Source organism: Pseudomonas frederiksbergensis (assembly GCF_035751725.1).
Lineage (GTDB): Bacteria > Pseudomonadota > Gammaproteobacteria > Pseudomonadales > Pseudomonadaceae > Aquipseudomonas > Aquipseudomonas frederiksbergensis_A.
Map to the genome: position 1 here is coordinate 3,652,463 of NZ_CP142104.1, position 22,963 is coordinate 3,675,425.

Consider the following 22,963-nt stretch of genomic DNA (forward strand, 5'->3'; position numbering starts at 1 on the left):
ACCGCATGGGCGGTACTTAGTTATAGGCTGTTGGAAAATGTTTAAAACGAAAGGCAAGAGCGATCAAACTCATCCACGAATGCGCAGTTTGACTATGCTTGGGGGGCATGACTTTCAGTGAGGGATTTATGGACGATCCAGTCGACAACAAACCGCCAACGCTGTTGCAGATGATGCACAGCGTGCTGGCCGCCGCCTTTGGCGTGCAGAGCGGCAAGAACCGCGCCCGGGACTTTACCCACGGCAAGCCGAGTCACTTCGTGATATTGGGCATCGCCTTCACGGTGATCTTCGCCTTGACGCTGTTTGGCATCGTCAAGCTGGTGGTGCACTTGGCGGGGTTGTAACGCTTTTTACCTGCGACACAACCTTGTGGGAGCGAGCTAGCCCGCCCCCACATCGGGTATTGCGTTGACGACAAATTATTGGTGACTGACCCAGAACACCGCCGTGCCCACCACCAGGATAATCAGGAACAAAATGGCCCAGGCATCAACAGTGCTGTCGCTTTTCCTTGCTTTGGTCGGATTGCTCATTGCATCGCCTCTTGTCGGTTTTGTAGGTGATTGCATAGGGACTCGTCCACAGTTAAGACGATGATTGCCCGCACGACAAATGTGGGTTAGGCAATAATCAATCTCATTAGTCGATTTGGTTCTTTACATATACTCAAACATCACTTTTGCGCATAACCCAAAACAGGTATCTTGCACCGGCTCCCCTAGGAGTGCGCGGCCGTGCGCGCAGAATTGCCGAGGCAGAACCCGATTCCAGCGAGCCAACATGCAGCTGTTTCTGATCGGCCCAAGCCTGAGACCGAGACTTATATGTACGTATATGACGAGTACGATCAGCGGATCATCGAGGACCGCGTCAAGCAGTTCCGTGATCAGACCCGACGCTATCTGGCAGGCGAGCTGAGCGAAGAAGAGTTCCGCCCTCTGCGCTTGCAGAATGGCCTGTATATCCAGCGCTTCGCGCCGATGCTGCGCGTGGCCGTGCCTTATGGCCAACTGACCTCGCGCCAGGTGCGCAAGCTGGCCCAGATTGCCCGCGACTATGACAAGGGCTACGCCCACATCAGTACCCGGCAGAACGTCCAGTACAACTGGCCGGCCCTGGAAGATGTCCCTGAGATCCTGGCCGAACTGGCCACCGTGCAGATGCACGCGATTCAGACCAGCGGCAACTGCCTGCGCAACGTCACCACCGACCAGTTTGCCGGCGTCGCGGCCGACGAGCTGATCGATCCACGTCCATGGTGCGAAATCGTTCGTCAATGGACGACGTTCCACCCCGAATTTGCCTATCTGCCGCGCAAGTTCAAGATCGCCATCAACGGATCGAGCTCGGACCGCGCGGCCATCGAAGTCCATGACATCGGCCTGGAGACGGTCTACAACGCCGCCGGCGAGCTGGGCTTCCGTGTGCTGGTGGGCGGCGGCCTGGGCCGTACACCGGTGGTCGGCGCGTTCATCAACGAATTCCTGCCGTGGCAGGACTTGCTCAGTTACCTCGACGCCATCCTGCGGGTGTACAACCGTTATGGCCGTCGCGACAACAAGTACAAGGCGCGGATCAAGATTCTGGTCAAGGCCCTGACGCCTGAAGTGTTCGCCGAGAAGGTCGAGGCCGAGATGGTCCACCTGCGTGGCGGCCAGACCACCCTGACCGAAGCCGAAGTGCATCGTGTCGCCAAGCACTTCGTCGATCCAGCCTATAAGGCCCTGGACAACCAGGACGGCGAACTGGCTGCCCTCGACAAGGAACACCCGGGTTTCGCCCGCTGGCGTACTCGCAACACCCTCAAGCACAAGAAGCCGGGCTACGTTGCGGTGACCCTGTCGCTGAAACCAACCGGCGTTGCGCCTGGCGACATCACCGACAAGCAACTGGACGCCGTGGCCGACCTGGCCGAGCGCTACAGCTTCGGCCAACTGCGCACTTCCCACGAGCAGAACATCATCCTGGCGGACGTTGAACAGAGCCAGTTGTTCACCCTGTGGGGCGAGCTGCGCGAACAAGGCTTTGCCACGCCGAACATCGGCCTGCTGACCGACATGATCTGCTGCCCGGGTGGCGACTTCTGCTCCCTGGCGAACGCCAAGTCGATCCCGATCGCCGAATCGATCCAGCGCCGTTTCGACGACTTGGACTACCTGTTCGACATCGGCGAACTGGACCTGAACATTTCCGGGTGCATGAACGCCTGTGGCCACCACCACGTCGGCCACATCGGCATCCTCGGCGTGGACAAGAAAGGCGAAGAGTTCTACCAGGTCTCCCTCGGCGGCAGCGGCAGCCGCGACGCCAGCCTGGGCAAGATCCTCGGCCCATCGTTTGCCCAGGATGACATGCCGGACGTGATCGAGAAGCTGATCGACGTGTACATCGAACAACGTACCGAAGACGAGCGTTTCATCGACACTTATCAACGTATCGGCATCGACCTCTTCAAGGAACGCGTCTATGCAGCGAATCATTAAGAACAACGAAGTCATCGACGAGACCTGGCACCTGCTGCCCAAGGACGCGACTCTCGATGGCATTTCCAACTGCGACGATCTGATCGTGCCCCTGGCCCTCTGGCGCGATCACGCCCACGCCCTCAAGGCCCGCGACGGCGGCCTGGGTGTGTGGCTGGACGCCGACGAGGAAGCGGAAGAAATCGGTGATGACGCCAACCAGCTCCAAGTCATCGCCCTGAACTTCCCGGCCTTCACCGATGGGCGCAGCTACTCCAATGCCCGCCTGTTGCGTGAACGCTATGGTTTCAAGGGTGAATTGCGCGCCATTGGCGACGTGCTGCGCGACCAGTTGTTCTACATGCGCCGTTGCGGGTTCGACGCCTTTGCCCTGCGTGCCGACAAGGACCCGTACGAAGCCCTTGAAAGCCTCAAGGATTTCTCGGTGACTTATCAGGCCGCCACTGACGAGCCGCTGCCGCTGTTTCGTCGTCGCTGAAACCTGATGCATGAAAAAGCCCTGGACCGGGTGACCGGTCCAGGGCTTTTTTTGTGAGCAAGCCCACCTCGAATCCATTGTGGGCGCCAGCACTTTCTGGCTAGTTACCAGAACCGTTGCTGGGTCAAACGGCTCCACCAACTGAGCAACACCCGATCCACCGAACCGCTCGCTGCCATGCCGATGCGCTCCTGCAGGCTTTTGCGCTCGGCATAGTGCAGGTGATAAAGCTCGGCGCCCTTGGCTCGTTCGGCCAGGTATTCATCGCTGGTCTTGAGCTCGTCTACCAGGCGCTTTTCCAGCGCGGCAACACCGAGCCAGACTTCGCCGGTGGCCACTTCGTCGATTGCCAGTTGCGGACGGTAAGTGGCGACGAAGTTCTTGAACAGCTCATGGGTGATGTCCAGGTCTTCCTGGAATTTCTCCCGGCCCTTCTCGGTATTCTCGCCAAACACCGTCAAGGTGCGTTTGTACTCGCCAGCGGTCAGCACTTCGAAATCGATGTCGTGTTTCTTCAGCAGGCGGTTGACGTTGGGCAACTGGGCCACGACGCCGATGGAGCCGAGAATGGCGAACGGGGCGCTGATGATCTTCTCGCCGATGCACGCCATCATGTAGCCGCCGCTGGCCGCCACCTTGTCGATGCACACCGTCAACGGCACGCCAGCCTGGCGGATCCGCGCCAGTTGCGACGAGGCCAGGCCGTAGCTGTGGACCATGCCGCCACCGCTTTCCAGGCGCAGGACCACTTCGTCCTTCGGGGTCGCCAGGGTCAGCAGCGCCGTGATTTCGTGGCGCAGGCTTTCGGTGGCGGATGCCTTGATGTCACCGTCGAAATCCAGCACGAAGACCCGGGACTTGGCCGCCGGTTTGTCCTTTTGTTTTTTCTCGGCTTTTTCCGCCTTGCCTTGGCTCTTGCGCAGGGCCTTGAGCTGGTCCTTGTCCAGCAGGGTCTGCTCCAGGCGCTCACGCAATCCTTTATAGAAGTCGTTGAGCTTGCTGACTTGCAACTGCCCCACCGACTTGCGCCGCCCCTTGCTGCGCAGCGCAGCGAAACTGGCCATGACCACCATGATGGCAATCACCAATGTCACCGTCTTGGCCAGGAAACCGGCGTATTCGACAAAAAACTCCACAGCGACTCCTTAAATGCAATGCGCCACTGAACGCAGGCGCGTAACGCTGCCAGCATACCCATGCGCCTGCCCTGCTGCCAGCCATGAAATCTGTGGTTACGTTCGCTTGGACACGCCACGATAAGGCTGTAACGAGCATTTCAAACAAGCGTATGTTTTTTCATTGACAGGCCACCGCCATCCTCATAACCTCGCCAAACCTTCAACGTACCGGGATGACGCGGACGTGGGCAGCATTTATCTGATTCGACATGGCCAGGCCTCCTTTGGTGCGGATGACTACGATGTCCTTTCGCCCAATGGCATTCGCCAGGCGCAAGTGCTGGGCAGTCACCTGGCGGAACTGGGTGTCGTGTTCGATCGCTGCCTCTCGGGTGACCTGCGTCGCCAGCAAGACACCGCCACCGGCGCGCTGGGCCAGATGACTACCGCCGGCCTGCCGGTTCCCGAACTGGAAATCGACGCTGCCTTCAACGAATTCGATGCCGACGCGGTGATCCGCGCCCTGCTGCCGGACATGCTGTCCCAGGAGCCCGAAGCTCTCGACATCTTGCGCAACGCCGCGCAGAACCGCGCCGAATTCCAACGCATCTTCGCCCTGATCGTCGAGCGCTGGCTCAGCGGTCGATACGACCCACCGGGCCTCGAAAGCTGGCTGGGTTTCGTCGAGCGAGTCCAGGCTGGCCTGCACCGCATCCTCGACAATGCCGACAAGACCCACAAGATCGCCGTGTTCACGTCCGGCGGGACCATCACCGCCCTGCTCCACTTGATTACCCAGATGCCCGCCAGACAGGCCTTCGAGCTGAACTGGCAGATCGTCAACACCTCGCTCAACCAACTGAAATTCAGGGGGCGCGAGGTGGCCCTGGCTTCCTTCAACAGTCATGCCCACCTGCAGCTGTTGAAGACCCCGGACCTCATCACCTTCCGCTGAGTCCGGTTCGCTGTAGACCCTTGCTGTATCACCCCGAATAAGGATCGAAACCATGACCTCCGTAGCCGACGCCGTAAAAGCCATGCAAGCCAAGTTCAACCCAGCCGCCGCTGCCGGCCTGGACCTGGTATTCGGTTTCAACATCACCGACGAAGACAAGCAGTATGCCCTGATCGTCAAGGACGGCACTTGCGACATTCAAGAAGGCGAGAATCCAGACGCCAACTGCACGCTGGTCCTGGACAGCGAGACCCTCAAGGGCATCGTCAGCGGCGAAACCGACGGCATGCAGGCGTTCATGGGCGGCAAGCTGCGGGTTGAAGGCGACATGATGCTGTCGATGAAACTGTCCGAGCTGTTCCCAGCCTGAGATCGGGTCCGAATCCTGGCTGTACCCAAATCCCGCCCTCGTGGCGGGATTTTTTGTTTCTCGCCTGAAACTCTTACAATGCACGTTCCATCCGCCTCGGCCTGAACATGGACATCGACCTCGCCCGTACCTTTCTGGAAATCGTTCGCCATGGCAGCCTTGCCGCTGCGGCGGAAAAACTGCATGTCACCCAGACGGCGATCACCGCCCGGGTACAGAAGCTCGAAAGTCAACTCGGCTGCGCGTTGTTCGTGCGCAACCGCGCCGGCGCACGACTGACCACCGATGGCGAAGCCTTCGTGGTCTATGCCAACCAGCTCGTGCAGACCTGGGAGGCCGCCCGTCGCGACCTGCCATTGCCCGAGGGCTATCGCAACGTCTTGCATCTTGGTGGCGAGGTCAGCTTGTGCAATCCGTTGATGCTTGCCTGGGCCGGGGAGCTGCGCCAGAAGATCCCCGGCCATGCCCTGCGCATGGACATCCGCGACGGCGAGAAACTGTTGCAGCAATTGGAATTGGGGCTGCTGGATGCCGCGGTGGTGTATCAGCCCGAGTATTGGCCGAGGCTGCAAGTCGAGCAATTGCTGGAAGAAAAGCTGATCCTGGTGCGCCTGGCCGCTCGCCCCGAGCCCTATGTCTACATCGACTGGAGCGCCGACTTCCGACGGCAGCACGACACGGCACTGCCGGACAAGGCCAAGGCCGCCGTGACGTTCAATCTTGGCCCCCTGGCGTTGCAGTACATCCTGGAAAACGGCGGCAGCGGTTATTTCCGCACCCGGGTCGTGCAGAGCTACCTGGACAGCGGCATCCTGGAGCGAGTGCCCAAGGCGCCGGAATTCAATTACCCCACTTATCTGGTGTATTCCAGGGACCGGGATTCGGCAGCATTGCAGCAGGCATTCGAAGTCCTGCGGGACATCGTCAAGACCGGCAGCGACTGGTCCCAGCGCTGGGATCCGCTGGGCTGATGAGTTCGGGTGGGGCCGCCTCGCGGCCCAACGGGAGCAAGCTCCCTCACCCCAAAAACGCTTGGCAGATGGCCGTTACGGCTAATTCTGCATCAGCGCGGCGATCTGGTCCTTGACCTGCAGCCGTTCCTTCTTGAGCGTCTCCAGAGCGGCGTCGGACAGCACAGCGGGTGGTTTCTCGGCCTTTACCACCTCGGCATCAAGCTTGGCGTATTTTTTGATCAGCGCGTCGAGACTCTCGTCCTCGCGGCGTTTTTTCAGGATGTCTTCTTCTGTGCACTTCAGATCCTGGCAGAGATCATGGGACACCGGCATGGAGCACCTCCTTAGTGAGTTCGACGGCACGCGCTTTTCGGGGCGCTGCCTGTCAGCAGCATGGCCTTGCCGGTCGGGTTCTGTCGACCGCCAATCCGACCAGCGGTGACCGTTCGTCGTGCCACGACGCGCTCCGATCAAACCTTCCGCCGCGCTTTCCCCTCCATTGATCAGTACCACGAGAATCACCTGTATAACCTGTGTGGAGACTGACCTATGGACAGATTTACCCTGCGTCAACTCGGCCTGGCTGTTGCCCTGAGTAGCAGCATGGGCATGGCATGGGCCGCGACGTCCAACGACTTTGTCGACAACGCGGCGGCCGGCGGCATTGCGGAAATCGAAACCAGCAAGATGGCGCTGCAAAAAAGCCAATCGGCGGACATCAAGGAGTTCGCCAACAAGATGATTGCCGATCACACCAAAGCCAACGAAGAGTTGAAGGCGCTGGCGCAAAAACATGACATCGAAGTGCCTGACGACACCACGTTGATGAAAAAAGCCAAGGCCAAGATTCTCGACGTGCGGGACGAGTCCTTCGATCCGGCCTACGCCAACAACCAGGTGATGGCCCACGAAGAAACCATCGCCCTGTTCAAGAAAGAAGCAGAGACCGTCACGGACGACAAAAAACCTGGCAGTACTGAGCTGAAAGCCTTTGCCCAGAAAATGCTGCCGGATTTACAGCATCACTTGGAGATGGCCAAGAAACTTCAAGCGGCCCACCCAAGTAAATAACGCCATATCAAATAAGAAAGCCCGACTATCGAGTCGGGCTTTTTGTTGATCAGCTATCAGCCGTATCAATATCAGCATCAGTCTTGTCACCGGGCCCGGCCCGATCCGGCTCCGGCTTGAAACCCGGGCTATAGGTATTGTCATTATCCTGATGGTGATTCTTCTGATCGACCTCATGGGCAGCACTATGAGCCTCGTGCGCTCCAGCCGGGCCGGCGGGCTGGCTACCCGACACTTGAGGGTCGACGGCCGGATCGTTACGCGAGGACGGGTTTTGCGTCTGGCCTTGTTGCTGGGTATTTGCAGGATCGCTCATTGGACACCTCATTCATGACAAGGCCGGAGAGTGATCGGCCCTGGTCATTCGAAGGCAGGACAGCGGCTTGGGTTCCATTTTTTACAACCCCGGACTCAATTGCCCAGCACCGAACTGATCATTCGCACCAAGGCATCCGGGCTGTAGGGTTTGCTCAGCAGGTGCGTATCGGGGCTCAACTGATGGTTGCGCGAAATGATGTCGCGGGTGTGCCCCGACGTGAACAATACCGGCACCGGCGGGGTCTGCACCTTGGCCCAGGCCGCCAGGTCGGAACTCTTGATCAGGCCGGGCATGACCACGTCGGTAAAGATCAGGTCCACCGAAACGCCGTCGAGCAGCAGTTTCATGGCCTCGTCGCCGTTGGCGGCGGTTAGCGTCCGATAGCCGAACTGCTCCAGCAACTCCACCGAGGCGCCGCGCACCTCATCGTTATCCTCGACCACCAGGATGGTTTCCTCGAGGCCTGGCTGAAGCTCGCGGGGGTGCGTCTGTTCCGGAGCTTCGGGCTTGTGGCTGCGGGGAAAATACATATGCACTTGAGTGCCTTCACCCGGGAGGCTGGAAATTTCGATATGCCCGCCACTCTGCTTGACGAACCCGAACACCATGCTCAATCCAAGCCCCGTGCCTTGGCCGTCGGTCTTGGTGGTGAAAAACGGCTCGAATACTTGGTTCAGGACTTCGGGAGCCATTCCAACGCCACGATCGACCACCGAAAGTCGCACGTAATCCCCCGCCGCAACCCCTTTGCCGGCGCAGGACGATTCGTCCAAGGCAATGTTTTCCCCCAGCATGCTGATGACCCCTTCGCCCCCCATGGCGTCGCGCGCATTGATCGCCAGGTTCAGCAAGGCATTTTCCAACTGGTTGCGATCGACGTGGATGCACCACGGCTCAGCGGGCAACGACACCTCGATGCGGATGGTTTCGCCCAGCGCCCGCTGCAACAATTCACCCAGGCCATCATAGATGCGCCGGGGATTGTAGACCGCCGGGGACAACGGCTGGCGACGAGCAAAAGCCAGTAACTGCGACGACAGCTTGGCGCCCCGCTCCACGGCTTCAATGGATGCGCCGACCCGCCGTTGCACGTTGGGATTGTCAGGCTCATGGCGAGCCAGCAAATGCAGGTGGCCGGCGATCACTTGGAGCAGGTTGTTGAAGTCATGGGCGACGCCTCCGGTGAGACCGCCGATGGCTTCGAGCTTCTGCGATTGGCGCAACTGCTCCTCTGCCGCCAACCGTGCCTGTACCTCATTGGCAACGCGTTGTTCCAGGTCGCGGGTGAATTTGAGCAGCGACGCTTCGGCGGTCTTGCGCTCGTTGATGTCGATCAGCACACCCGGAAAACGCAGGGGCTTGCCCAATGCATCGAACTCGCATCGACCACTGGCCAACACCCAAAGGTAATCGCTTTCGCCGCGGCGCAAACGATATTCGGCGGTGTAGGGAGCACCCGTGCGCACGGTCAAGTCGACCCGTTGTTCGACGTCGTCGATGTCATCGGGATGAATTCGCTGCCGAGCGATGTCGATGGGCAGTGCGTCCAGCGGGCATTCGGGCGGATAACCAAACGTACGGGCGAAACGATCGTCGCCCGACAGTGTGTCGGTGGCGATATCCCAGACGAACGACCCTAGCAACGGCCCGGCCGAAAGCGCCAGCTGGATACGCTCGTTGACCGCTCGATAGCTGCGCTCGGCCTCTTGCCGGGCCCGCTCGCTCAGCACCAGCTCGGTGGTTTCTACCACGATCGCCAGAACGCCCGCGGGCGATTGGTCATCGTCGGGCACCGGGCTGTAATAGAGGTCCATCCAGACGTCTTCAGGCTTGCCGTCGCGCAGCAGCACCAGCTCCTTGTTGCGGTAGGACAAGGTGCCGCCAGCCAGGCACACGTCCAGCACGTGGCGGTTGAATTCGGCGACTTCCGGCCATCCCAGCTCCACCGCGCTCCCCAGCAGGTAGGGATGGCGACCGCCAGCGAATTCGGCATAGGCGTCGTTATAAATCATGAAGCCTTGGCGGCCCCACAACATGACCATCGGCAATGGCGAAGCGAGCATCAGCTGGACTGCGCTGCGCAGGCTGGCGGACCAGTGCTCGATCGCACCCAACTCTGTGCGACTCCAGTCGTAGGCCCGGATTCGCCGGGCCATTTCTCCGTCCCAACCGGGACACCCGTTACTCTGGGATAAGAACTTCATGGAACGTCTCTCACCTCAAGCTACCAGCAGGGAAGCGGCATACCACAAGTCCCTTGTGCTAGTGCTTCGAGCGCGGGGTTGGCAATTGGTTTCATGTTGAAATCCTTGCGCCGATTCCTGTGGTGAGGGAGCAAGCTCCCTCACCACAGGGTTCGGGGTGTCTAGCGGAAATCCCGACTGCGCACATGGATGCCCGCCAGCAACTCGCTCAGGTCGCTCAGACGTCCGGCGATCAGGTGGCGGACCTCGCCGACACTCTCCCAGCGCCCATCCACCCTGAGCAATTGCGACCCTACCAGGACCTTGCGCTGGCGTTCGGCCAAATCACGCCAGACCACCACGTTGAGATTGCCGAATTCGTCTTCCAAAGTGACAAAGGTCACGCCACTGGCCGTGCCCGGGCGTTGGCGACCGGTGACCAGCCCGGCGACGCTGACGTTGCGGCCATGTTCGACAGCCTGCAGTTCCCGCGAGCTGCGGCAGCGCCGGGCACGCAATTCGGAACGCAGCAGCGCCAACGGATGAGGCCCCAACGTCGTGCCCACGGTGGCGTAGTCGGCGAACAGGTTTTCCCCGACTGTGGGCGTCGGCAAGGCCACGGGCGGTTCCTCCTGGCTGGGCAGCCCTGCGAACAGGCCCAGCTGTTTTTCCACCCCGGCGATTTCCCAGCGGGCGCGATGGCGGTCGCCGGCCAGGCCGCGCAAAGCGTCGGCGTCCGCCAGTTGTTCCAGGGCACGGGCATCGAGTCGCGCGCGCTCACCCAGGTCGGCTACATCGATGAAAAGCCGCTGCCTGCGTGCCGCCTCGATACGCCGGGCATCGTCCTCGCGAAAACCCTTGATCAGGCGCAAGCCCATGCGAATCGCCGGTTGCCGGCCTTCCATCGGTTCCAGGCTGCATTCCCAATCACTGGCTCGCACGTCCACCGGACGGATCTGCAACTGATGCCGGCGGGCATCCTGGAGGATCTGGTCCGGGCTGTAGAAACCCATGGGCCAGCTATTGATCAGCGCGCAGGCGAACGCCGCCGGCTCGTGGCATTTGAGCCAACTGCTGGCGTAGGTCAGCAAGGCAAAACTGGCGGCGTGGGACTCAGGAAAACCGTAGTTGCCAAAGCCCTTGATCTGTTCGAAGAGCTGCGCGGCATATTCAGGTTTGTACCCTTTGGCCTCCATGCCATCGGCCAATCTTTTCTTGTGCGGTTCAAGCCCGCCGTGGCGCTTCCAGGCGGCCATGGATCGGCGCAACTGGTCCGCTTCGCCCGGGCTGTAGCCGGCGGCGACGATGGCGATCTGCATGACCTGTTCCTGGAACAGCGGAATGCCCAAGGTACGGCCCAGTACTTCTTTCAATTCCGGCGACGGATAAGTGATCTTCTCTTCCCCATTCCGTCGCCGCAGGTAAGGGTGCACCATCCCGCCCTGGATCGGTCCCGGCCGCACGATCGCCACCTCGATCACCAGGTCGTAATATTCCTTGGGCTTGAGCCGAGGCAACATCGCCATCTGCGCCCGGGATTCGATCTGGAACACACCGATGGTATCGGCGCGGCTGATCATCTCGAAGGTGGCCCGATCATCCTTGGGCAACGACGCCAGGGTATGGCGCACGCCCCGGTAATGCGCGATCAGGTCGAAGCAACGGCGGATCGCGCTGAGCATGCCCAGGGCGAGGATGTCCACCTTAAGCAGCCCGACCGCATCGAGGTCGTCCTTGTCCCACTGGATGATGGTGCGCTCGGCCATCGCGGCGTTTTCCACCGGCACCAGGGTGTCGAGCGGTTGCTGGGAAATCACGAAGCCGCCGGGGTGCTGGGACAGGTGCCGGGGAAAGCCGATCAGTTGCTGGGTCAGGCTCAGCACCCGGCGCAACACCGGGCTCTGCGGGTCGAAGCCGCCCTCGCGCAAACGCTCCACCGGCGGCGCTTCATCGCTCCAGCGCCCGCAGCAATCGGCCAGCGCATTGACCTGGTCCGGCGGCAGGCCCAGGGCCTTGGCGACGTCGCGCACCGCCCCGGCACCGTGGTAGCTGCTGACCACCGCCGTCAACGCCGCGCGATGCCGACCGTAGCGCTGGAACACGTACTGGAGGACTTCTTCACGACGCTCGTGTTCGAAATCGACGTCGATGTCCGGCGGTTCATTGCGCTCGCGGGACAGGAAGCGTTCAAACAGCATGTCCGTCTGGGCCGGGTCGATTTCGGTGATGCCCAAGGCGTAGCACACCGCCGAGTTGGCTGCCGAGCCCCGGCCCTGGCAAAGAATGTGGCGACTGCGGGCAAAACTGACGATGTCCTGCACGGTGAGGAAATAACTGTCGTAGCCCAGTTCGGCAATCAGCTCCAGTTCCTTGTCGATCTGCGCGCGCACCTTTTCTGTCACGCCCTCCTTCCAGCGTTCACGCAAACCGCGCTCGGTCAGTTCCCGCAGCCAGGACGCAGGATCATGGCCCTCGGGCACCAGCTCGCGGGGGTATTCATAGCGCAACTGACCGAGGTCGAACGTGCAGCGCCGGGCGATCTTCAGGGTTTCATCGAGCAAGGTGCGGGGATAGAGACCGGCCAGTGCCTCAAGGCTACGCAAGTGGCGCTCGCCGTTGGGGTGCAGGCGCTGGCCGGCCTCGGCGACGGTGACGTGGTGGCGGATGGCGGTCATGGTGTCCTGCAAGGCGCGGCGGCCCCGCACATGCATGTGCACATCGCCCGTGGCGACGGCCGGCAGGCCCAAGCGTTCGGCCAATGCGAGCAAGTCCGCCAGCCGCCGTCGGTCGTCTTGCCCGCAATGCAGCTGCACGGACAACCAGAGTCTTGCGTTGAACACCTGTCGGAGCCAGCGCCCTTGCGCCTCGGGCTCCTTGCCATCGGGCACCCACAACGCGAGCAGCCCTGGCAGCGGCTCGTCGAAGTCTTCCCGGACGATGCGATAACGGCCTTTCTCGCTGCGGCGCCGGGCGCGGGTGATCAGTCGACACAAGGCTTGGTAGCCCTCAAGGTTCTCCACCAACAACACCAGCTTCGGACCGTCCTCGACCTGGATCTCGCTGCCGACGATCAACTGCAGCTCCAGTTCCCTGGCCGCCTGCCAGGCCCGGACGATGCCGGCCAGGGTGCATTCATCGGTGATCGCCAGGGCCCGATAACCCTGCTGCCTGGCGCGACGGCACAGTTCCAACGCACTGGAGGCGCCGCGCTGGAAACTGAAGTTCGACAGGCAATGCAGCTCGGCATATTCGACATTCATGCGAACCAGCCTTGCAGCCACAACGGCCCGCCCTCGCCCACCGGCCGATAGGCCCAGCCGCGTTGGCCGGCGCGGGTTTCGACCAGGTAGTAATCACGCCGTACATCAGCCCCGTCCCACCAGCCGGATTCGATGCGCTCCGGGCCCATGAGAATTCGCACTTGGCCCTCGGGCAGCGCCTGGGGCTCGCCGAGCAGCCAGCCGGGACGCTGGATATCATCGCGCAGCGGGCACGCCTGTTGTTGCGGCTGGGGTTTCATCTGCCAAGCGCATTCGGGTCGATGATCATCGCCAAACCCCAGCCCTTGCACGGCTTCATCCCCCAGGCGCGCCCGCAGCCGTTCGCGCAGTTGCTCCCACGGCAAGGACTGCTGGGGACGTTCATCGAACAATTCCAGGCGCTGGGGCACGAAGCTCGGCAGGTCTTCGGCACACAAGCGGAAACCGCGCACCGGAGCCTCGACCTGCACCTGTTCGAGACGGCCACGGGCCAGCTCGAACAACATCGAAGCATCCCGCTCGGCGCTGAGCAGGCCGACCTTGATGATCGTGTCCGGCAAACCGGCATGCTCCAGGTGCAAGTCGAAACGCTGCACGCCGCTGTCGCGTCCGCACAGGTAGGTCGACAGATCGCCGGTCAACCGGCGCAGCGGAAACAGCAATGCCTGGTGGGACTGCACGTCATAGTTGAGTTCGATGCGCACATCGAAACGGTCCGGGGGCAGGTAGAACGACAGCGCCAGGGTACGGCTGCCCACCAGCGCGTCGAGGTGCTTGAGCATGCCGGCTTCGAAACGCCGCGCCAAGGTGTGCCGGGGCAAGGCCTGGACTTGGCTGAGCTGGCGAAGGCCCATGCGCGACAAGGCCGTGGCAACCTCGGGTGCCAGGCCGACCCGGTCCACTGGCATTTGCCCAAGGTACGCTTGCAAGGTCTCGTTATCGGGTACCACCAGGGCGTCGTAGGCATTGGCCAGCATCCGCGCTGCTACGGGATTGGGGGCGGCGACGATGCGATGGCGAAAGCCCAGTTCAGTCAGTTCGGCCCGCAAACGCGCCTCGAATACCGGCCACGGCCCGAACAGCCCCAGGCTCGATTCGATTTCAAACAGCACTGTGCGCGGGTAATGCACGCTGACCTGGGAGCTGAAGCGGTAGGCCCAGGCCGCGAGGAATTGTTGCCAGTATTGGATTTGCGTCGCGTCGTACTCGGCGGTGGCGAACCCTTTGCTCAAGGCCTGGGCGGCGGTCATGCTCTGGCCGGGGCGCAGGCCCAGGGCGCGGGCCGGTTCGTTGACCGCTTGCAGCACCCGGCGCTGGGCCGGACCGGTCAGCAGCGCCAGGGGCGCGTCGGGATCGGGGCGCTGGCGCAGCGCGGCGTCCAGCGCCAATTGCGGGAAAAGGATACAGACCCAGCGCATCGCAACCTCAATGCCCTGCGTACGCGGGAAACGCAATCGGCGCCGAACGCGCCAGCCCGCCCCGGGACTTGAGCACCCGCAATTGCGCGGGCCGGGCATCGATCGCGATGCGCAAGGCCGCCGGGGACGGGTTGATGGCTTCCTGGAGCGAGCGCCAGGCGAACGCCAGGGTCTGGCCGGTTTCCGCGGCGACCTGCAAACGGCGCAAGGCTCGGTCATCCGCCTGGCGCGGCCAGCACAACACCGCGCCGCAACTGCCCGAACGCAGGCATTGCTCGGTGGCCCACAAGGCTTGCCGTGGATCGGCCTGGATGATCGACAACTGGCGCAAGTCCACCCCGGCATTTCGCCAGGCCTGGGGATAGGGCACGAACGGGGGCGCCACCAGCACGATCCGCTCCCCCGCCGCCGACAACCGCGCCAGGGTCGGCCACACCAGTTGCAACTCACCCACGCCCGGCGCGCCTATGAGGATTTCCGTCAGCGCCGCTTCCGGCCAGCCACCACTGGGCAATGCCGCGTCCAGCGCCGCATGACCGGTGGGTTGTGGACTGGCGGCCGGTGGCGCAGGCCGGCCCTTCCAGACCTGGCCGCCATTGAACAGCGTGTCCAGCGCAACGACGGCCCCCATCAGCCTTGCCTCACCAGGCCACAGAACACGCCTTCTATCGCCAGGTCCTGGTCGGCTTCGACGATGATCGGCTGATAGGCCGGGTTGCGGGGCAGCAGGCGTACGCGCTCGCCGACGCGCTCGAAACGCTTGATGGTCACCTCACCGTCCAGGCGCGCCACGACGATCTGCCCGTTGGCGGCCTGGGGCGTACGTTGCACGCCCACCAGGTCGCCGTCGAGGATACCGTCCTCGATCATCGAGTCGCCTTGGACGCGCAACAGGTAATCCGGCGCCTTGGTGAAAATCGCAGGGTCCAGCAAGAGGCGGCTGTGGACCTCCGCATCGGCGCCAATCGGCCGGCCGGCGGCCACCCGCCCCAGTACCGGTACGTCCAGCAGCTCGGGGCGCGGCGGCTGGTTCAACAGCCGAATGCCTCGGGCCTGGTGCGGATTGACCTCGATGAAACCGGCCTCGGTGAGCGCCAGCACATGCTTGCGCGCCACGCTGCGAGAGGCGAAACCAAACGCCTCGCTGATTTCTGCAAGGCTGGGAGGCTGGCCCTGCTCGGCGATGCGTTCGCGAATAAAGGTCAGGATGGCGGTACGGCGGGGAGTGAGAGTCGTCATGGAGTACATTTGTACTCCTGTCGGTTTTTTCTGACAAGCGCCGCCAGTCAGTTCACAACCGCTTATGGTTTCGCCCTTGCGCGCTCAATGCTGGTTTCTTTGGGAGCCGTGGCGTGATCAGGGCAGCAACAATCCCTGCTCGCGCTCGCACAACTGCACAACGTAATCCCACAGCACGCGCAGCCGCACTGATTTATGCAGTTCGCGGCGGGTGCTGATCCAGTAGCTGCGGCAGATGGTTTCGTCCGGCAACAGCGGCACCAGCGTCGGGTCGCCGCTGGCCATGTAGCACGGCAGCACGGCGATCCCCAGGCCCGAGCGCGCGGCCTGTTGCTGGGCGATGACGCTGGTGCTGTGGAACACGACGCGGGGCTTTCGGCAAAAACTGTTCAGGAACATCAGCTCCTGGCTGAACAACAGGTCATCGACGTAGCCGATCCAGGCATGACGGGCCAGGTCCTCGCGGCTGCGCAAGGGGGGTGAGCGATCCAGGTAGGCCTGGCTCGCATAGAGCGCCAGGCTGTAGTCGGTGAGCTTGCGCGTCACCAGCAGGTCGGCCGCGGGACGTTCGAGGTGAATGCTGATTTCCGCTTCGCGGTTGAGGATGCTGACGAATCGCGGCACCGCCACCAACTCCACCTCCAGCCCTGGATAGCGCTGGAACAACCCGTCCATGCGACTGGCCAGGAACATGATGCCCAGCCCTTCCGTCACCCCCAGTCGGATCTTCCCCAAGGGTGCGCTGGATTGGGTGATGTCCTCCTGGGCCAGCAGCGCGACGTTTTCCATGGCCTCGGCATGCTTGAGCAGCGTCTCGCCGGCTGGGGTCAGCTCATAGCCCTGGGCATGCTGGACAAACAGCGCGGTGCCGAGGCTTTTCTCGATGGCCTCGATGTGCCGGGCCACCGTGGCATGTGTGGTGTTCAGGCGCCTTGCAGCCGTCAATAGACGCCCGCTGCGTTGCAATTCCAGGAAATAGCGCAGGTCATTCCAATCGAACATGGGGCGATCCTTGAACGCGCCTGACGGCAGTGGTGTTTATAAACGCACAGCAGCTGCGCAAAAACTAACATTCTTTTGACGAAAACTAACAACTAGGATGGATCTCACAAAAACAAGAAATGAGGTCGCGAATGCAACCTGTCGTCGATGAATACGATTACGTGATCGTGGGCGCCGGCCCTGCCGGGTGCTTGCTGGCCAATCGGCTTTCGGCCGACCCGCAACACCGGGTGCTGCTGCTCGAAGCCGGCGGGCGCGACAACTACCCGTGGATTCACATTCCGGTCGGCTACCTGTTCTGCATCGGCAACCCGCGCACCGACTGGTGCTTCAAGACCGAGGCACAACCGGGCCTGCAAGGGCGTGCCCTGAGCTATCCGCGCGGCAAGGTATTGGGCGGCTGCTCGTCGATCAACGGCATGATCTACATGCGCGGCCAAGCTGCGGACTATGACGGCTGGGCCGCGGAAGGCAATTGTGGCTGGGCCTGGGACGACGTGCTGCCACTGTTCAGGCAGAGCGAAAACCACTTCGCGGGGGACTCCGAACTCCACGGCGCGGCCGGCGAATGGCGAGTCGAACGCCAGCGCCTGTCATGGCCGATCCTTGATGCCTTTCGCACCGCCGCCGAGCAGAGCGGCATCCCCAGCATCGACGACTTCAACGGTGGCGACAACGAAGGCTGCGGCTATTTCCAGGTCAACCAGAAGGCCGGGGTGCGCTGGAACGCGGCAAAGGCCTTCCTCAAGCCGATTCGCAATCGCTCCAACCTGACGGTAATGACCGACGTCGAAGTGGACCGCCTGCTGTTGCGCGATGACCGCGCCGACGCCGTCAGCGCTCGCTGGCAAGGTCAGACAATGCGCTTCAAGGCCCGCAAGGAAATCGTCCTGTGCGCCGGTGCCATCGGTTCTCCCGGCATATTGCAGCGCTCCGGGATCGGCCCGCGCAGCCTGCTGCAACGCTTGGGTATCGGCGTGGTACACGAATTGCCGGGCGTGGGCGGCAACCTGCAGGATCACCTGCAACTGCGGCTGATCTATCAACTGGAAAACGCCCGCACCCTGAACCAGATCGCCGGCACGCTGCTGGGCAAGATGGGCATGGGCCTGCGCTATCTGTATGACCGCAGTGGCCCGCTGTCCATGGCCCCCAGCCAACTCGGCGCGTTCGCCCGCTCGGGACCGGAACAGACCTCGGCCAACCTCGAGTATCACGTGCAGCCATTGTCCCTGGAGCGTTTCGGCGAACCGCTGCACAGCTTCCCGGCGTTCACCGCCTCGGTGTGCGATTTACGTCCGATGAGCCGCGGTCGCGTTGACATTCGTTCGGCCGATCCGGCTGAAGCGCCGTTGATCCAGCCCAATTACCTGAGCCACCCGGAAGACTTGCGGGTCGCCGCCGATGCCATTCGCCTGACCCGACGGATCGTCGCCTCCCCGGCCCTCAGTGCCTTCAAACCGGTGGAATACCTGCCCGGCCCGAGCCTGCAAACCGAAGAAGAACTGCACCAGGCCGCCGCCCGCATCGGCACGACGATTTTCCACCCGGTGGGCACCTGCCGCATGGGCCAGGACGGCGATGCGGTGGTGGATGCGCAACTGCGCGTGCACGGCATCAAGGGCCTGCGCATCGCCGATGCCTCGATCATGCCGCGCATCACCTCGGGCAACACCTGCTCGCCAACGTTGATGATTGCCGAGAAGGCGGCGCGAATGATCCTCGAGCCCGCCATGACGAGCATCACGCTGCAAAAGGAGCCCGCCACGGTCTGAAAAGACAGAAAGAACCCTGGTGGTAGCGAGCCTGCTCCCACAGGCGCATGAGTCGATTCAAGGAAAGTGTGTCATATCAGGAGACGCCCACCCGGCGTCGCAGTGGAACAACAAAAACAATCACTGTGAGGGATACCGCTATGTCCGAGCATGTTCAGACCCTGGAAGCCACGCGCAGCGCCGGCACCAGCCAGGAAACCCAGAAAGTCATATTCGCCTCGTCCCTGGGGACGGTGTTCGAGTGGTACGACTTTTTTCTCTATGGCGCCCTGGCGGCGGTGATCAGCAAACAGTTCTTTGCCGGGGTCAACGACACCACCGCGTTCATTTTCGCCCTGATGGCCTTCGCCGCCGGTTTCATCGTGCGGCCGTTCGGTGCGCTGGTGTTCGGTCGGTTGGGGGACATGATCGGGCGCAAGTACACGTTCCTGGCCACCATCGTGCTCATGGGCCTGGCGACGTTCTGCGTCGGCCTGCTGCCCAACTACGCCAGCATCGGCATTGCCGCGCCGATCATCCTGGTGGTGTTGCGCATGCTCCAGGGCCTGGCCCTGGGCGGTGAATACGGCGGCGCGGCGACCTATGTGGCCGAGCACGCGCCGATGGGCAAGCGCGGCTTCCATACCAGTTGGATTCAGTCCACCGCCACCCTCGGGCTGTTGCTGTCGCTGCTGGTGGTGCTCGGTTGCCGCTATTTCACCGGCGATCAATTCGAGGTCTGGGGCTGGCGCATTCCGTTCCTGCTGTCGATCCTGCTGCTGGGCATTTCCACCTGGATTCGCCTGAGCCTGCATGAGTCGCCCGCCTTCCTGAAAATGAAAGAGGAAGGCAAGTGCTGCAAGGCGCCGATCCGTGAATCGTTCGGCAAATGGGAAAACCTGAAAGTGGTGCTGATCGCGCTGTTCAGCATCAACGCCGGGCAAGCGGTGACCTTCTATGCCGCGCAATTCTACGTGCTGTTTTTCCTCACCCAGTTCCTCAAGATGGACCCGGCCCTCGCCAATAGCCTGCTGATCGTGAGCGTGGTGATCGGTGCGCCATTCTTCATTTTCTTCGGCTGGCTGTCGGACAAGGTCGGGCGCAAACCGGTGCTGATGATCGGCCTGTTATTGGCGACGGCGTTGTATTTTCCGATCTTCAAGACCCTCGCCCACTACGCCAACCCGGCCATCGACCTGGCAAGCCGCCAGGCGCCGATCAGCGTGATCGCCGACCCGGCCACCTGCACCTTCCAGTTCGACCCGGTGGGCAAGGCGCGCTTCGACAGCCCCTGCGACAAGGTCAAGACCTTCCTGGTCAAGCAAGGCCTGCCCTACAGTAGCGTCGCGGCACCGGCCGGCAGCACCGTGCAGGTCAGCATCGGTGACGTGAAGCTCGAAGGCTACGACGAAGCCGCCCTGCGCGGCGCGGTAACGTTGGCCGGCTATCCGCAACAAGCCGACGCCCAGCAGATCAACCGGCCGATGATCGTGGCCTTGATCGTCGCGCTGATCATCATCTCGGCGATGTGCTACGGCCCGCTCGCGGCGCTGATGGTCGAGCTGTTTCCAACCAGGATCCGCTACACGTCGATGTCATTGCCGTATCACATCGGCAATGGCTGGTTCGGCGGTTTCCTGCCTACGGTGTCGTTTGCCCTGGTAGTCTACACCGGTGACATCTTCTACGGGCTGTGGTACCCGGTGGTGATCACCGGCGTGAGCCTGGTGGTCGGGATGATCTGCCTGCGGGAAACCCGCAACGTGGACCTGGACACTAACTGAACCCGAGTGTGGCGAAGGAATGAACCTCCTTCGCCACAGATTTCAGAAACGTGCCTTCACCGTCGCGGTGAAGTTGCGGGGTTCACCGTAATAGTTACCGAAGCTCTCCGTCCCGATGGTGGAGTAGTAACGCTTATCGAACAGATTGTTGCCATTGAGCGCCACTGACCAGGTGTCATCGATGCGGTAGCCAACGCGGCCGTTCCATACGGCATAACCGGCCTGGGTGATCTTCTCGCCGCTGGCCGGCGATACGCGGAAGTTATCGCTTTGGGCATTGACCCCGGCGCCAACGCTGAAGCGTTCCAATGCCCCGCCGAGGGCGTAGTCGCCCCACAGACGCAGCATATGGCGTGGCACGTAGCTGTTGAACGAGCCACCGTTGAGGCTGGTGTCTATGTCGTCGAGGGTCTTGGTCTGGGTGTAGGTGTATCCGGCCAGCAACTGCAGCCGCTCGATGACCTCGCCGCTGATCTCGGCTTCGAAACCCTGGGCGCGAACCTTGCCGGCGTTTTCGTAGCAATAGCCATCCGACGACGCACAGCTTGAGTTGTAGTCGGTCTGGGCCTGGTCTTTCTGCACAGTGCGGAACAGGTTGAAAGCGGTGTTCAAGCGGCCCTCGAACCATTCGCCCTTGATCCCCAGTTCGTAACTCTCGCCCATTAACGGCTTGAGCGCCGAACCACTTTGCGAGCGGTAATTGCCTTGGGGCGTAAAGATGTCCGAATAGCTGGCGTAGGCGGTCAGGTGTTGGTTGAGGTCCAGCAACACACCGGCAAACGGCGTGACCTGGCCGGTCTCGGTGCTCCTGGCGTGTTCCGTACCGCCCGTGAGAAATACCGAGTCACTCTTGGAGCTGTACCAGCTCACCCGGCTACCCACTACGAAGGTCAACGGGTCCGCCAACTTCAGGCGAAGCGTCGAATATACGCCGTGCTGCTCGGTTACAGTCTTGACCGGCCCCCCTCGCGTCGAGTTTTCGATGAAGTAGCTGTCGTCCGGTTCGGGAATGTGCCGGTCCGGATCGAATACATTCTGCTTCTGCGGCAACAAGGCGACCGAGTAGAAATCGTCTTTGTCCGAACGACTGGCATTGACGCCGAAGATCAACTCATGGCGCTGGCCGAAGGCGTCGAACTTGCCGTCCAGGTAGGCGTCGAGACCGTAATCGACCTGATCATAGTCGTACATGCTGCCGAGCAAATTAGTGGTCGAGGAACCGGGTGCCACCGAGCCCGATGCAAAGGCGTATTTGATGTCCTGGGTATTTTTCGTATAGACCCCCGCGAGCTTCACGGCCCAGTCGTCGTTGAGCTGGTGCCGCAGGTCGCCGAACACTGTGGTCCGCTGGCTGCGCCAGGTATTCCACGACGGGTCCAGGCAAGTGGAACGACTGAGCTTCAAATCGCTGCCATTGCGGTAGCGTGGAAGCCCACCCCAGCACGGGCTCGCATCGACGTCCTCATAGGCCACGCCCAGGCCAAGCGTCGTGTCGGGGGTCAGGTCGACGTCCAGGGCGCCGTAAAAGACCTGGTCCTTGCGCCGGGCATCGTCGTAAAAATAATGCCGGCTCTGCTCGGCGATCACTGCCCTGCCCCGTACAGTGCCGGCGTCGTTCAGGGGGCCGCCTGTATCGACTTGCCCGCGGTAGTTGTCCCAAGTGCCACCCGAGAGGCTGAGTTCAGTCTGGGGCGTGGCCTGGCCGCGCTTGCGAACGAAATTGACGCCACCTGAAGTACCGCCGGAACCTTTCATCATCCCGGCGGCGCCGCGCAGGACTTCGACTCGATCGTAATAGGCCATGTCACTGCTGAAGCTGTCCGCCTGGACATAGCTGTTGCCCATGTCCAGCGGAACACCGTCGTACTGGTATTGACCCGACATTCGGAACCCGCGGGAATAGAAATACTTGCCGCCCATGGTCGAATCGTAGACGGTGATGCCGGGCGTTTTTTCCATGACCTGATCGATGGTGTTCAGGTTCTGGTCGTCGAGCATCTTGCGGGTGATCACCGTGACCGATTGCGGCGTCTCGCGCAGCGCGTGTTCGCCTTTGCCGATGGTGACCGCTCCGGTGGTGTAGGAGCCGCTATGTTCGGTGGTCGCCGTGAGCAGTTGCCCGTCAATGGTGGTCGTGCCCAATTCCATCGCCGAACCGCGAGACGGCACGGCCCGAAGCCGATAGGTCCCGCTGGCCTGGGGCTCGGCTTGCAGGCCGCTATCGCCCAGGATGCGAGCGAAGCCGTCGGCCACGCCAAAGGAACCGTTCAAGCCTGGCGACTGCAATCCTTGGAGTTGTGCGGCATCGAACGAGAGTGCAACACCCGCCTGGCTGGCGAAGCGCGTCAGCACATCCATGAGGGTACCTGCGCCAATATCGTAAGCCTGCACCGAACGTTGCTGGCTCGAAGCGCCTGACATCGTGCTCGCCTGTACCATCCAGGCACTGGACGACGTAGCAGCCAACAACCCGATTTTCATTGCAATCGCCAGACGACCTGGCGCGTTCACGCGAGACATGCGTCCCCTCCCCACAGTCAAGAAATTCACTGAGGGATGAGCCGAACGATGCC

At 62.0% G+C, this 22,963-nt stretch carries 19 protein-coding genes; 9 read left to right on the top strand and 10 right to left on the bottom strand.

What is annotated here, in order from left to right:
* Positions 1 to 128 precede the first annotated feature (128 nt).
* The 3 genes from VQ575_RS16100 (at position 129) to VQ575_RS16110 (ending at position 2,964) form a co-directional block, all read left to right on the top strand.
* Positions 129 to 347: a DUF2970 domain-containing protein gene (locus tag VQ575_RS16100; RefSeq protein WP_024781254.1), complete on the top strand. Its 219-nt coding sequence runs from the start codon at positions 129 to 131 to the stop codon at positions 345 to 347.
* 480 nt (positions 348 to 827) lie between these two features.
* Positions 828 to 2,486 (top strand): nitrite/sulfite reductase, encoded by a 1,659-nt coding sequence (locus tag VQ575_RS16105; protein WP_039589285.1) that lies wholly within the window; start codon positions 828 to 830, stop codon positions 2,484 to 2,486.
* Positions 2,470 to 2,964 (top strand): DUF934 domain-containing protein, encoded by a 495-nt coding sequence (locus tag VQ575_RS16110; RefSeq protein WP_030137966.1) that lies wholly within the window; start codon positions 2,470 to 2,472, stop codon positions 2,962 to 2,964. Before VQ575_RS16105 ends, VQ575_RS16110 begins: the two co-directional genes overlap by 17 nt.
* A gap of 104 nt (positions 2,965 to 3,068) precedes the next feature.
* On the opposite strand, the gene sohB is transcribed toward VQ575_RS16110, so the two are convergent.
* Positions 3,069 to 4,100, bottom strand: coding sequence for a protease SohB (gene sohB / locus VQ575_RS16115; protein WP_325917947.1), 1,032 nt, complete (start codon positions 4,098 to 4,100; stop codon positions 3,069 to 3,071).
* A gap of 226 nt (positions 4,101 to 4,326) precedes the next feature.
* Here sohB and VQ575_RS16120 point away from each other — a divergent pair, with 226 nt between their 5' ends.
* The 3 genes from VQ575_RS16120 to VQ575_RS16130 all read left to right on the top strand — a co-directional run bounded on the left by VQ575_RS16120 (position 4,327) and on the right by VQ575_RS16130 (position 6,378).
* A complete protein-coding gene (locus VQ575_RS16120) occupies positions 4,327 to 5,037 on the top strand; it encodes a histidine phosphatase family protein (protein WP_039589282.1) in 711 nt (236 codons plus the stop codon).
* Between the two features lie 52 nt (positions 5,038 to 5,089).
* Positions 5,090 to 5,407 (top strand): SCP2 sterol-binding domain-containing protein, encoded by a 318-nt coding sequence (locus VQ575_RS16125; protein WP_007959502.1) that lies wholly within the window; start codon positions 5,090 to 5,092, stop codon positions 5,405 to 5,407.
* Between the two features lie 107 nt (positions 5,408 to 5,514).
* Positions 5,515 to 6,378 (top strand): LysR family transcriptional regulator, encoded by an 864-nt coding sequence (locus tag VQ575_RS16130; protein ID WP_198725354.1) that lies wholly within the window; start codon positions 5,515 to 5,517, stop codon positions 6,376 to 6,378.
* 81 nt (positions 6,379 to 6,459) lie between these two features.
* Here VQ575_RS16130 and VQ575_RS27285 read toward each other — a convergent pair whose 3' ends face one another.
* Complete coding sequence (locus tag VQ575_RS27285) at positions 6,460 to 6,873, bottom strand: YdcH family protein (RefSeq protein WP_411829900.1); 414 nt, start codon at positions 6,871 to 6,873, stop codon at positions 6,460 to 6,462.
* A 36-nt stretch (positions 6,874 to 6,909) separates the two neighbouring features.
* On the opposite strand from VQ575_RS27285, the gene VQ575_RS16140 reads away from it, so the two are divergent.
* The gene (locus VQ575_RS16140; RefSeq protein ID WP_045156425.1) at positions 6,910 to 7,431 is read left to right on the top strand and encodes a DUF4142 domain-containing protein; all 522 of its coding nucleotides are present in this window, start codon (positions 6,910 to 6,912) and stop codon (positions 7,429 to 7,431) included.
* Positions 7,432 to 7,480: 49 nt separating this feature from the next.
* On the opposite strand, the gene VQ575_RS16145 is transcribed toward VQ575_RS16140, so the two are convergent.
* The 7 genes from VQ575_RS16145 to VQ575_RS16175 all read right to left on the bottom strand — a co-directional run bounded on the left by VQ575_RS16145 (position 7,481) and on the right by VQ575_RS16175 (position 16,852).
* Entirely contained in the window at positions 7,481 to 7,747 is a 267-nt protein-coding gene (locus VQ575_RS16145) for a hypothetical protein (RefSeq protein ID WP_039589269.1), read from the bottom strand.
* Between the two features lie 95 nt (positions 7,748 to 7,842).
* On the bottom strand, positions 7,843 to 9,954 hold the full coding sequence (locus VQ575_RS16150; protein WP_198725351.1) for an ATP-binding protein: 2,112 nt from the start codon (positions 9,952 to 9,954) through the stop codon (positions 7,843 to 7,845).
* A gap of 161 nt (positions 9,955 to 10,115) precedes the next feature.
* On the bottom strand, positions 10,116 to 13,214 hold the full coding sequence (locus VQ575_RS16155) for an error-prone DNA polymerase (RefSeq protein ID WP_325917948.1): 3,099 nt from the start codon (positions 13,212 to 13,214) through the stop codon (positions 10,116 to 10,118).
* Positions 13,190 to 14,611, bottom strand: coding sequence for a Y-family DNA polymerase (locus VQ575_RS16160; RefSeq protein ID WP_039589264.1), 1,422 nt, complete (start codon positions 14,609 to 14,611; stop codon positions 13,190 to 13,192). The genes VQ575_RS16155 and VQ575_RS16160 overlap by 25 nt, the downstream gene beginning before the upstream one ends.
* 7 nt (positions 14,612 to 14,618) lie before the next feature.
* Complete coding sequence (gene imuA, locus VQ575_RS16165; protein ID WP_325917950.1) at positions 14,619 to 15,242, bottom strand: translesion DNA synthesis-associated protein ImuA; 624 nt, start codon at positions 15,240 to 15,242, stop codon at positions 14,619 to 14,621.
* Positions 15,242 to 15,859: a transcriptional repressor LexA gene (lexA, locus tag VQ575_RS16170; RefSeq protein ID WP_198725347.1), complete on the bottom strand. Its 618-nt coding sequence runs from the start codon at positions 15,857 to 15,859 to the stop codon at positions 15,242 to 15,244. The genes imuA and lexA overlap by 1 nt, the downstream gene beginning before the upstream one ends.
* A gap of 108 nt (positions 15,860 to 15,967) precedes the next feature.
* Positions 15,968 to 16,852 (bottom strand): LysR family transcriptional regulator, encoded by an 885-nt coding sequence (locus VQ575_RS16175; protein WP_039589260.1) that lies wholly within the window; start codon positions 16,850 to 16,852, stop codon positions 15,968 to 15,970.
* 131 nt (positions 16,853 to 16,983) lie between these two features.
* Between VQ575_RS16175 and VQ575_RS16180 the strand changes: the two genes are divergently transcribed.
* A complete protein-coding gene (locus tag VQ575_RS16180; protein WP_039589258.1) occupies positions 16,984 to 18,627 on the top strand; it encodes a GMC family oxidoreductase in 1,644 nt (547 codons plus the stop codon).
* 140 nt (positions 18,628 to 18,767) lie between these two features.
* Positions 18,768 to 20,390, top strand: coding sequence for an MFS transporter (locus VQ575_RS16185; RefSeq protein ID WP_039589256.1), 1,623 nt, complete (start codon positions 18,768 to 18,770; stop codon positions 20,388 to 20,390).
* A gap of 42 nt (positions 20,391 to 20,432) precedes the next feature.
* Here VQ575_RS16185 and VQ575_RS16190 read toward each other — a convergent pair whose 3' ends face one another.
* The gene (locus VQ575_RS16190) at positions 20,433 to 22,910 is read right to left on the bottom strand and encodes a TonB-dependent siderophore receptor (protein WP_325917952.1); all 2,478 of its coding nucleotides are present in this window, start codon (positions 22,908 to 22,910) and stop codon (positions 20,433 to 20,435) included.
* Between the last annotated feature and the right edge of the window lie 53 nt (positions 22,911 to 22,963).